This window comes from uncultured Campylobacter sp. (assembly GCF_938045225.1).
Lineage (GTDB): Bacteria > Campylobacterota > Campylobacteria > Campylobacterales > Campylobacteraceae > Campylobacter_A.
In genome coordinates this window covers 1-11,157 of the sequence record NZ_CALINL010000171.1, presented here as the reverse complement: position 1 = coordinate 11,157, position 11,157 = coordinate 1, and the positions used below count along the sequence as shown (strand labels likewise).

7 protein-coding genes are annotated in these 11,157 nt (G+C 41.8%); 5 read left to right on the top strand and 2 right to left on the bottom strand.

The genetic code is table 11. From position 1 onward, the window contains the following. Positions 1–11: 11 nt before the first annotated feature. From pssA to Q0200_RS06385, 3 genes are all read left to right on the top strand, one after another. A complete protein-coding gene (pssA, locus tag Q0200_RS06395; RefSeq protein ID WP_297939190.1) occupies positions 12–692 on the top strand; it encodes a CDP-diacylglycerol--serine O-phosphatidyltransferase in 681 nt (226 codons plus the stop codon). Between the two features lie 123 nt (positions 693–815). Beyond that, the gene (locus Q0200_RS06390) at positions 816–2,333 is read left to right on the top strand and encodes a 2-isopropylmalate synthase (RefSeq protein ID WP_297939184.1); all 1,518 of its coding nucleotides are present in this window, start codon (positions 816–818) and stop codon (positions 2,331–2,333) included. Positions 2,334–2,539: 206 nt separating this feature from the next. Continuing rightward, positions 2,540–3,238 (top strand): vWA domain-containing protein, encoded by a 699-nt coding sequence (locus Q0200_RS06385; RefSeq protein ID WP_297939181.1) that lies wholly within the window; start codon positions 2,540–2,542, stop codon positions 3,236–3,238. 228 nt (positions 3,239–3,466) lie between these two features. Here the strand turns inward: Q0200_RS06385 and Q0200_RS06380 are convergent, their stop codons facing one another. After that, a complete protein-coding gene (locus Q0200_RS06380) occupies positions 3,467–5,863 on the bottom strand; it encodes a tetratricopeptide repeat protein (RefSeq protein ID WP_297939180.1) in 2,397 nt (798 codons plus the stop codon). Further along, positions 5,863–7,107, bottom strand: coding sequence for a serine--tRNA ligase (serS, locus tag Q0200_RS06375; protein WP_297939177.1), 1,245 nt, complete (start codon positions 7,105–7,107; stop codon positions 5,863–5,865). The genes Q0200_RS06380 and serS overlap by 1 nt, the downstream gene beginning before the upstream one ends. A 79-nt stretch (positions 7,108–7,186) precedes the next feature. On the opposite strand from serS, the gene Q0200_RS11930 reads away from it, so the two are divergent. Then, on the top strand, positions 7,187–9,106 hold the full coding sequence (locus Q0200_RS11930) for a site-specific DNA-methyltransferase (RefSeq protein WP_366118359.1): 1,920 nt from the start codon (positions 7,187–7,189) through the stop codon (positions 9,104–9,106). 1 nt (position 9,107) lies between these two features. Then, positions 9,108–11,157 (top strand): type III restriction-modification system endonuclease (locus tag Q0200_RS06360; RefSeq protein ID WP_297939174.1); only part of this gene is annotated, 2,050 nt, incomplete at its 3' end.

Sequence of the window (11,157 nt, the reverse complement as noted above, 5' to 3'; positions counted from 1 at the left end):
TCATCGTCTCCGTGCGCGGCTACATCGCGGCTAGCGCAGGACTGGTCGAGGAGGCCAACGGCTATTTTTTTAAGGCTATTATTTATATCGTTTTGTCTCTTTTTCTGGACGGACTTGACGGGCGAGTAGCGAGGCTAACTAAAACTACGTCAAAATTCGGCGTGGAGTTTGACAGTCTTGCCGATATTATAGCTTTCGGCGTCGCGCCCGCGATGCTTTTTTACTTTACGGTCGGACACAGCTTTGGGCGTTTGGGTTCGCTAGTCGCTGCACTGTTTGTAGTTTTTGGTGCTATTAGACTTGCTCGGTTTAACGTAATGACCGGCACCTACGAGCCGTCTGTTTTTATCGGCCTTCCGATACCAACGGCGGCCATTGTGTCTGCATTTTGGGTTGGGCTGAGCTTGGAGTATGATTTTACTAGAAGTGCCGAGTGGTTTTTGCTGTTTTTGCAAATTTTGCTTTCCGTTTTGATGGTAAGCAACATCCGCTACCCTAGCTTTAAAAAAATCGATCTAAAAAAAGCCCATTTTTTACGCATATTAGTCGGCCTTACGGTCGCGTTTTCGGTTATTTATATCTACCCGATCGAGGCGGTTACGGCTTTAATGAGCGTTTATGTTTCTTACGGTATAATCCGCTATGTTTTTATGAGATGTAAAAACAAAAAAAACCAAAAGGAGAGCGAATGAACGGCAACGTCAAATTTAACGCATTTTTCTCTCTACTTCTGCTGCTGCGCTAAGCAGCGACTCTTTCACACCCTAATAATAAAAATTTAACCACACAAACAAAAACCCCAAAAAGGATAAAAAATGAACAATGATAAAATAATAATATTTGATACGACTTTACGAGACGGCGAGCAAAGCCCCGGCGCATCAATGAATACCGAGGAGAAAATCCGTATCGCGCGCCAGCTAGAGCGCCTAAATGTAGACGTCATGGAGGTCGGCTTTGCGGCGGCTAGCAGGGGCGATTTTGACGCGATACATCAGATCGCTAAACAAGCCTCAAACGCCTCTATCTGTTCGCTCGCCCGCGCCGTAGACGGCGATATAAAGGCTGCGGGAGAGGCTATCGCTCCGGCAAAAAATAGGCGCATCCACACCTTTATCGCCACAAGCCCGATCCATATGGAGTTTAAGCTAAAAATGGCTCCAGATGAAGTGATCAGACGCGCAGTAAAAGCCGTGGAATACGCCAAGACATTCTGCGAGGACGTTGAGTTTAGCTGCGAGGACGCATGCAGGAGCGAGATGAGCTTTTTAAAAGAAATTTGCGACGCCGCTATAAACGCCGGAGCAAAAACGATCAATATCCCAGACACCGTGGGGTATCTATATCCCGAGGAGATTACCGCTCGCATAGGAGAAATGGTTAAATTTATAAACGGTCGCGCAGTAGTCTCCGTGCATAATCACAACGACCTAGGCCTAGCTACGGCAAACTCGCTAGCCGCGATAAAAGCGGGCGCCAGACAGGTTGAGTGTACGCTAAACGGTATCGGCGAGCGTGCGGGGAATGCCGCGCTCGAAGAGATCGTGATGGCGATAAAGACGCGCAGCGACGTATTCGCACCGCTTTATACGGACATAGTTTATAAAGAAATTTATCCTAGCTCGCGCCTGCTAGCGGGCATCATCGGTATCGAGCCTCAGCCAAACAAAGCCATTGTCGGTAAAAACGCCTTCGCTCACGAAAGCGGCATCCACCAAGACGGCGTGCTAAAACATAAAGAAACCTACGAAATCATCAGCGCCGAGAGCATCGGACTGGATAAAAACTCGCTGATACTAGGCAAGCACTCGGGTCGCCACGCCTTTAAAGATAAGCTAATCAGCCTTGGCTTTGAGCTAGAAGATAGCGCGCTAAACGAGGCGTTTGAGAAATTTAAGGCGCTAGCGGATAAGAAAAAAGAGATCTTTGACGACGATTTGCGCGCGCTGGTAACTAGCGAGATCATCAAGATCCCTGAGGCTTTCGAGTTTTTGACGCTTACGCAAAGCAGCTGCAACAAGGGCCTAAGTAGCGCGGCGATCACGCTTCGTCACGCCGATGAGATCAAGAGCGATGCGGCGCTAGGCAACGGTACGGTGGATGCGATATTTAAGGTCATCGACCGCCTAAGCGGCATCCACGGCGTGCTCAAGGATTACAAGGTTAGCGCCGTTTCGCAGGGTAAGGACGCGCTGGCAAACGTCGTCGTGAAGGTCGAATTTGACGGTAAAACCATCATCGGTCACGGACTTGATATCGATACGATGACGGCGAGCGCTAGAGCGTATGTGGGCGCGCTAAACAGCTACGTAAAAATCACCGCTACAAAGTAAAATTTGAGCGGTTTGACCGCGCCGCTTAGCCAAATTTAAGGCTCGGATTCGGGCCTTAAATTTCTAAATTTAACCTTTAAATTCGGCCGTAAATTTTGAAGTAAATTTGACCGGGTTTTGGGCAAATAAAAATACAAAGCTCAAATTTAAACCCCCTCGCTATTAAAATTTGATATAATCAAGCCAAATTTTTCAAAGGAGAAAATATGAAAAAAATCGCGTTTTTGGTGATGATTATCGGGGCATTTGCATTTGCCAAAAGCGATGAAGCGCCGCAAAAATCGGAACCAAAGCAGCTTGAGATGGTGCTGATCCTGGATAAATCGGGCTCCATGAGTGGGCTTGAGAGCGATACTATCGGCGGCTTTAACTCGATGATCGACAAGCAAAAAGAAGCGGGCGTGGACGCCAAGGTAACGACGGTGCTTTTTGATACGAATTTTAAAACTCTGCACGATAGGGTCGATATCAAAAAGGTCGAGAAGCTAACGAACAAGGACTACGTCGCCGGCGGTAACACCGCGCTACTAGACGCTGTGGGCGATACGATAAACAAAATCTCAAAAGTCGAAGACATCTATGCTAAAAACAGAGCCGTGCTTTTCGTGATCATCACCGACGGGCAAGAAAACTCGAGCAAGGAGTACTCAAAGGCGCAGATCAAAAAAATGATAAGCGATAAGCAGGAAAAATACGACTGGGAGTTTATATTTTTGGGAGCGAACATCGACGCGGTTAGCGAGGCGCAGAGCCTAGGCATAAAGGGCACGAACGCGGTGAAATACAAAAACAGCAGCGAGGGCGTGCAGAAAAACTTCGAGGCCGCTGCCGAGATGTCTAAAGATATGGCGATGGATAAAAAATCAAGCTCGAAGTGGCGCGAAAAGGTGCTTGAGGATAAGTAAAATTTGACTTAAGGCGCGGCTTAGTGTCGTGCTTTGGTTAAATTTGCGGGTGTTTTTAAGCCGCGAGTTATAGAGCAGGGCGGAGTAGGGCGTTAAATTTGACGAGGCGAGTTGTTTTTGCTTTTGTCAAATTTGACAAAACTGCTTTGACGCTGTAAACATGCAAGAATTATTAAAAATTATTCGGGCGAATTTGCGATAAATTTATCGCCGTATCGCCCAAATAAACTACTTTTTCAGCTTCTCGTAATCAATCATAAAATCAACGAATTTGCTTTTAAAATTCGGATCTTTTATCAGTCCGTATTGTATCGTCGCGGCTTCGATGTTATCGATCTCTTGATATAGGTGTCCTAGCGCCACGCGGCTTTCCATCGCATTTGGATCGGTGAGCTTTGATAGCTCCAAAAGCGCGGTGGCGTTTTGCGGATGGTTTGAGCCGATGGCGGCTACGGCTGCTAGAAACAGCGTGCCCGCGTCGTTTATCTTAAATTCGTCGATTATGCGGTTGTAGATCTGATAGCTCTCCTCAAAATCGTTCGTAAAAATGTCGATATAAGCTAGCGTCTGGAGCAAGTCCGCGTTATTAGCGTCTTGTTTTAGTAGCGCTTTTAGCTTCTGGCGTTCGTAGTTTAGCAGTCCCGAGATTTGCAAAAGCTTGATGTATTGCTCTTTGATGATGTTTGCGCCGTGATAAAACGCCGCGTCGTTTAGCCGTTTGTCGTGGAAGTAAATTTGAATCTGCTCGACGTATTTTTTGATGCCATCATCCTTGTAGTTTGCAATAAAATCAAGGATGTTCGCCACGATATCTTCAGGCAGCTTGGCTTTTAAAATTTGCGTTTTTTTGGCAAACTCCTCGCCCCTGTCGGTCATCTTTGCGATTATCGCGTCAAAGGCTAAATTTAGCGCACTCTCTTCCTTTTCTTCCTCCAGCCAGCGCATTAAAGCGCCGCTATTATTTGCTATGAGCGCCATCAGAGCCTGGCTAACGGGCGCGTCTTTCGAGCTTGCGTCGTGGTCGAGATTTTCTGAAATTTCTTGTAGTAGTTTGGTATTATCCACTGCGTTTATATCGTTTGCGATAGCGCCCAGTACGCCCGCTAGGTGATTTGTCGGGTCTAGGTGATAGCTCATGATAAAGTGCTTTGCCGCCATGCTAAAGTTGCCCAGCTGCGCGTAGCTAAGTGCTAGGTCGTAGTGTAAAACCGAGTGCTCTGGATAGAGTGAGATGAGCGAGGCAAACTGCGCGTTGGCCTGCTTTAGCTTGTAGTTTAGGGCGTTTGCGATAGCGGATGATAGCTCTAAATTTACCTTTGAGAGCGCGCCGCTAGCGTTTAGGTAGTTACCCGCTGCACTTGCATCGTCCAAAAATAGGCTCACGCCGCCTTTTCTTATGTAGTTTATCGTTTGGTTCGGGTCAAAAACCTTATAAGGCGCGAAGTAAAACAGCGTCTCGTAGCGCTTGGTTTTATCGAAAAACAGGTCGTTTCTAAAGTGCGCCTGAGCTAAATTTACGTCGAAAAGCTCGGGTTTTAGTATCGTTTTGATCGGGAAATTCGCGTTTAAAAACAGCGGATCCTCGTGAAATACGGCCTTTATTTCATTTGTCGCGGCCTCAAAATTGCCGTCTTTTAGGTTTATGATGGCTACCATCGAGTTTATTTTATTTGAGTCGCCGCCCTTGTTTAGCGCTAAATTTAGCCTATTTCTGGCCTTTTCATATTGCCCGAGTCTTGCGTAAAGCATGCCAAGTGCCAGGTCCGCGTCAAATTCCTTTTGCGCTTCTAGCTTTTTTATCGCTTCGGCATCGTCGCCGATAAAGCTTAAAATTTTAGCCGCGAGGTAGTCGTATCGGTCTTTATAGTAGCCGTTTTCGGCGTGCGAGAGAGCTGCTAGAGCTTCGACGTATTGGCCTTTATAGTAGTTTATGAGCGCGTAGTAGTAGTTGTATAGCGGAGAGTCTGCTTCTTTATATAAAAACGAGCTTGCGAGATTTATATAGTAGTTAAAATTTTGCTCGTTTTTTAGCTCAAGTGAGCTAACCGCGGCGTTTATAGCGCTAACGGCGACGTTTTCATTGTTTGCAATGGCTCTTTTAAAGCTTTCCAGCGCATCCTCGAATTTCCCTTGTCTCATCTGAGAGACGCCTAAGTTATAGTTTGAGAGGCTTTGGTTATAAACGGCGATGTTTTCGTAGATTTTTAGAGCTTCAAATTTATTGCCCTTTTCATAGAGCAAATTTGCCTTGGCGATCATATCGTCGATCTTTGAGCTACCGAATTTTTGCGACTCGTAGTGCTCCTCGATATCTTTTACGATCTGTTTTTCGTCTATAGGCGGATTTTTCTCGCCTCTAAAAACAAAAAACAAAACTACGGCTAGAATGGTGATGGACGCGCACGCTGCTCCGCCGATGATAAAAAGCTTTTTCTTGCCTTTTTTATCGTCTTCTTTTGTATCTGCCGGCTGTTCCGGAGTTACCGGCTCTAGCTCATCAAGCGAAACTAGATCGTCGCCTTCATTGCCTTCTTGCTCTTCTTGTTGCGGCGCTTTGTCGCTTAGCTCGGTATTGGCTTCAGCCTCTTCGAGGATTACTACGTTTTCATCGTCGTTTTGCGCCACTACATATACCTTTTAAGAACTTCTGGAATTTCGATAGTGCCGTCAGCTTTTTGGTAGTTTTCCATTATCGCTATTAGCGTCCTGCCAACTGCCAGGCTTGAGCCATTTAGGGTATTTACAAGCATATTTTTCTTGCCATCTTTAAAGCGAATTTTCGCTCTTCTTGCTTGAAAATCACGAGTGTTAGAGATAGAGCTTATCTCGCGGTATTTGCCCTGACCTGGTAGCCAGACCTCAAGGTCTACCGTCTTGGCGGCGCTAAAGCCTAGATCGCCGCTGCAAAGTAGCATGTGGCGGTGAGGCAGCCCAAGGCTAGTTAGTAGGTCGCTCGCGCAAGATATCATCTCAGCAAGCACGCCCTCGCTTTGATCAGGTTTTGTGATGCTTACAAGCTCGACCTTTTCAAACTGGTGCTGACGGATCATGCCTCTGGTGTCACGTCCTGCTGAGCCTGCCTCTTGGCGGAAGCATGCTGAGTAGCAAGTCATCTTTATAGGCAGCTCGCTGGCCTCGATGATGGTGTCATTGTATAAATTTGTCACAGGCACTTCGCTAGTTGGGATGAGGTAGAGATCCTCGTCGCGCACCTTATAAAGATCCTCTTCAAATTTAGGCAGCTGACCAGTGCCAAAAAGCGTGTTTGAGCTTACTAGATAAGGGACATTTACAAGCTCAAAGCCGCGCGCGCTGTTAAAGTCGATCATGTAATTAACAAGCGCTCTACTAAGCCTTGCTCCCATGCCGCGAAGCACGGTAAAGCGAGATCCTGAGAGCTTTGCGCCCCTTTCAAAGTCAAGCCAGCCAAGGCTCTCGCCTAGCTCCCAGTGCTCCTTTGGCTTAAAGTCAAATTTAGTGGGCTCAAGCACCGTTTTTATGCAGACGTTATCGTCCTCATCTTTGCCAAATGGCACGTCATCGTCGGTGATATTTGGCACGCTAAATGAAATTTGCTCAAGCTTTTCTTCATATTGTTTAACGATCTCATCAGCGTCAGCAAGGGCAGCTTTGTTTAAATTTAGCTCATTTTTTAGCTCGCTCACATCCTCGCCAGCTCTTGCTTTTATGCCAAGCTCTTTACTTTTTGCGTTTTGGATCGCTTGGAAATTTTCAAGCGCTTTGCGCTTTTGTTTTAGCTCGTTAAAGGTTTGCAAAAGCTCCTCTAGCAAGCTAGCTTTAACATTTTTGCCCTCTAGTTTTTTTACGAATTCATCGTAGTTTGTCTCAAGTAGTTTTAAATTTATCATCGTTTCTTATCCTTATTGAATTTAGGGCACATTTTAGCGAATATTAGTATAATTTTGACTAAAACTTAAAGGAGAAAAGATGCAGGCGCAAAATATTTTCGACGATAAAGATATCTCGGCAAACAGCGAGTCGCTCGCTATTTTAAAACGAAATTTTCCAAAATGTTTTGATAAAAGCGGTAAATTTGACATTGAAACGTTAAGTCAAATTTTAGGCGTAGAAAATATCAAAAAAGAGGGTTTTGAGTTAAAATTTTTAGGCAAATCTTATGCGAGATTAACGGCGAATTTAAATCCCAAAACGCTTTTGATGCCAGATATCGATCATAATTCTAAAAATGAGAACGCTCAAAATTTACTCATAAAGGGCGATAATCTCGAAGTGTTAAAACATCTTAAAAACGCTTATTTTGAAAGTATCAAGATGATTTACATCGATCCGCCTTATAATACAGGTAGTGATGGATTTGTGTATAAAGATGATAGAAAATTTAATGTTGATGAACTCTCTAGTCTAGCCGGTATCTCGCAAGAAGAGGCTAAACGAGTGCTTGAATTTACTGCAAAAGGTTCAAACTCGCACTCTGCGTGGCTAGGCTTTATCTACCCTCGTCTTTATATCGCTAGGGAGCTACTCCGCGATGACGGCGTAATATTTATAAGCATTGATGATAGCGAACAAGCACAGCTTAAAATTTTATGCGATGAAATTTTTGGAGAAGAGAATTTTGTTGCCAACTTAATATGGCAAAAGAAAAAAGGCGGTTCACAAGATAGTCAAGATTTCTCAAAAGAACACGAATATATTTTGTGCTATAAGAAAAAAGATTGGCAAATTTACGACGAAACAGAAGAATTTACTGAAGATGACTTTAATAAAACAATAAATAATAGAAAAGCCAACATTATAAAGTTGGAAAAATGGGGAAATCATTCTTTGCGTGTAGATAGACCTACGCTTTATTACCCAATAAAAGATCCAAATGGAAACGACTTTTACCCTATGGCGCCAAACGGAGAAGATGGATGTTGGCGTAAAAAGCCTGAAAATTTAGACAAAGATCATATTTTTTGGCAAGAAAATTCAATGGGGCGTTTAACTCCTTATGAAGTAACATATTTTGATGAAGTTGAAAAAGAAAAAATTATAAAAACTAGGACTATATTTACAGAATTCGGAACTACTACAGAGGCTACAAAAGAAATACAAACTTTATTTAACGGTAAAAAAGTTTTTGACACCCCAAAGCCTACAAACTTACTTAAAAAATTAATGCAAGTTGGTACCGATGATGACGATGTCATTTTGGACTTCTTCGCTGGCTCCGGCACAACCGCTCACGCCGTAATGGCTCAAAATTTAGAAGACGGCGGCAACCGTAAATTTATATTAGTTCAGCTTGATGAAAAAATAGACGAGAAAAAGAGTAAAACGGCTTATGACTTTTGTAAAAATGAGCTAAAAAGTAAAAATCCAACTATCTTTGACATCACAAAAGAGCGTATCTTGCGCGCAGCGCAATCTCTCTCTCTCTCTCTCTCTCTCTCTGAAGACGATGCGCGGCTTAAATTTAAAATCTTTTCGACCGTTCCGCTTTTAAAATCATATTTAGATAAGTATTTAGATGACGACTCTGATACGAAAGAGCCGAATTTGTTTTCTAAAAATGAGCTTTCAAAAGATGATTTGACGGCACTTTTAACTACATTTGCAGTTTATGACGGCATAAAACTAACAGATGAGCTAAAAATAGTAGATTTGGGAGGATATGAGGCGTATTATGCACAGAAAAAGCTATATCTTATAAATGAAAATTTTAATGGTAAAAATTTAAAAGCTTTGGTTGAGAAAATAGATAGCGATAAAGAATTTGCGCCTGAAAAAATAGTAATTTACGAGCCTAGTTTTGAAAGCACGAGATGGCGTGAGTTAGATGAAGCTATTAAAAATTATGCAAATAAAAAGAATTTGCAAATAAGCTTAATTGCAAGGCATTAAAATGGCTGGATTTAATTACGAAAAAGACTTGCCTCATCAAAATGAAGCAATAAATGCGGTGATGGACGCTTTAGTTGGATGCGAGATAAAAACGAGCCTAAACGCAGAGCAAAATCCTCTAATAGAAAGCAAAAACAATGTTTTTGACATCTGCATGCAAACTGGAACTGGCAAAACGTATACGTTTACGAAAATGATGTTTGAGCTAAATAAAATCGCAGGCGTTTTTAAATTTATAATCGCAGTGCCGACGCTTTCTATAAAAGCTGGAACGATGAGCTTTTTAAACTCAGAAGCTACCAGAGAGCATTTTAGAGATATTTATTCTAAAAATATCAAAATTTATCTAGTCGATAGCGCAAAGCAAAACGATAAAAAAGAGCGTATGCCAAGTGCGATAAGCGAGTATGCAAGAGCTAGTGAAAATAATGCTATACACGTGCTTGTAATAAATCAAGGCATGATAAACTCTCAAACGCTGCAAAAAGAATTCGACGTAACTCTTTTTGACGAGATATCAAATCCTTTTAAGGCTATCTCATATACAAGGCCTATTTTGATAATAGACGAACCGCATAAATTTGATAAAGAAAATAAAACGTGGGAAAATTTAGAAAAATTTAACGCTCAACTTACATTTAGATACGGCGCTACTTTTAAAGAGTTTGAAAATAAAATTTATGAGTTAAATGCACTTGATGCTTTTAATGCGGATCTAGTAAAAGGCGTAGAGGTTTATGTAGCTAAATTTGACGAGGTGGCTGATGTAAGCGTAAGGCTGGTATCTACGGATGGAACGATTGCTAAATTTGAGCGTAAAGCTGATAGAAAAAGCAAGTTTTATAATCTTGGTAAGGGTGATGATCTGGAGTTAATAGATGAAAATTTAAGTGGCATTAGGATAGAGAAACTAAATACAAAAATCGTGTTATTAAATAACGGCTTAGAGATGAAAAGAGGGGATGAAATAAACCCTTTTAGCTACTCGCAAACACTTCAACAAAAGATGTTAGAAGTTGCCGTAGATGCGCACTTTAAAAATGAGCGTGAGCTGATGAAGAGATCTCCTCGTATAAAACCACTTGCACTATTTTTTATAAATGATATAGATAGCTACCGTGAGAAAAAAGGAGAATTTAGAGCTGAATTTGAAAAACTTATAAAATCAAAAATGGAGCAAATTTATAAAGAAGAAGAGCCTGGATTTTATAAAGATTATTTAAAAAAATCGCTTGACGATCTCTCTTTAACTCATGGTGGATACTTTTCAAAAGATAATGATGAAAAAGATGAGAAGATACAAAAAGAGATAGATGAAATTTTACATGATAAAGAGAGCTTGTTGAGCCTAGATAACACAAGACGTTTTATATTTTCAAAATGGACTTTACGTGAAGGCTGGGATAATCCAAATGTATTTACTATCTGCAAACTAAGAAGTAGTGGCTCAAATACAAGTAAGCTACAAGAAGTAGGGCGTGGGCTAAGACTGCCTGTAAATGAGTATATGGCTCGTGTAAAAGATGATAAATTTATGCTTAACTATATTGTTGATTTTAAAGAAAAGGACTTTGCAAATAGCTTGATAAACGAGATAAATGAAAGTGTTGAAGCTGAAATAAATAAAGAAGAACTTACTGAAGATATGATAAGGCTTGTGGCTTTGAAATTTGGCATAAGCAAAGGCGAAATTTTAAAAAGACTTGATGAAGAATGTGCTATTAACAGAAGTAATAAATTTTTAGAAGGTGGATATGAAAAATTTAAAGAGATTTATCCGCTACGAAACGGAAATTTATCGCAAAAGATAAGAAATGTCGAAGACAAGAAAAAAGGTATAAAGATAAGACCTGCTAAGTTTACTGAGCTAAAAGAGCTTTGGGAGAGGCTAAACGAGCGAGCCATCTTAGAATACATGATAAAAGATGAGAGCGAATTTGGCACAATTTTTAGTGATTTTTTATCTAATAGAAAAGATATATTTAAGCCAAGTGGGCTAGAGGTGCAGAGATTTGGCATAAATGCTACAAAAGGCGGTATGAGCGTCGTAA